Source organism: Streptomyces africanus, assembly GCF_002150735.1.
GTDB lineage: Bacteria > Actinomycetota > Actinomycetes > Streptomycetales > Streptomycetaceae > Streptomyces > Streptomyces africanus.
This window is the reverse complement of record NZ_MUKA01000636.1, coordinates 1-473: the sequence shown is the minus strand read 5'-3', so window position 1 is coordinate 473 and position 473 is coordinate 1. Positions and strand designations below refer to the sequence as shown.

The 473-nt window shown below is 69.3% G+C and carries 1 protein-coding gene and 1 pseudogene; both read left to right on the top strand.

Features of this window, described 5'->3' with window-relative positions; all coding sequences use genetic code 11:
• Window positions 1-351, top strand: a 351-nt coding sequence (locus tag CCL05_RS46935; protein WP_244204622.1) for a DUF5753 domain-containing protein, incomplete at its 5' end; no start/stop codon positions are given.
• Window positions 348-473: pseudogene (locus CCL05_RS46930) on the top strand (DUF397 domain-containing protein); the annotation flags it as partial. The gene CCL05_RS46935 and the pseudogene CCL05_RS46930, both read left to right, overlap by 4 nt.

Here is a 473-nt window from a genome sequence, read left to right as displayed (position 1 = left end):
TGGGTGGTGATGGAGGAGGCCGTGCTGCACCGGGTGGTGGGCGGCCCCGAGGTGATGCGCGAGCAGATCGACCGGCTCCTGGAGGCCTCCGAGCTGGACCACGTCAGCGTCGACATCGTGCCGTTCACCGCGGGCGCGCACGTCGGGGCGTGCGCGCCCTTCACCTACTTCCGGTTCGAGGAGCGGGAGCTGCCCGACATCGTCTACAGCGAGATCCTCTCCGCGTCCGTCTACCTCGACCAGCGCGCCGACGTCGTGGCCCATCTGGAGGCCCACAACCGGCTGTCGCTGAAGACCTCGTCCGCGGACAGCAAGGCGCTGTTGAACCGCATGCGGAAGGAGTACTCATGACCATCGCCGACGGCGCCGTCTACAACGGGATGCCCGCGTCGGACCTCGGGGACCAGGGCTGGGAGCGTCCGTGGAGCGGCCCCAACGGGGGCCAGTGCGTGGAGACCAAGCAACTGGCCGAC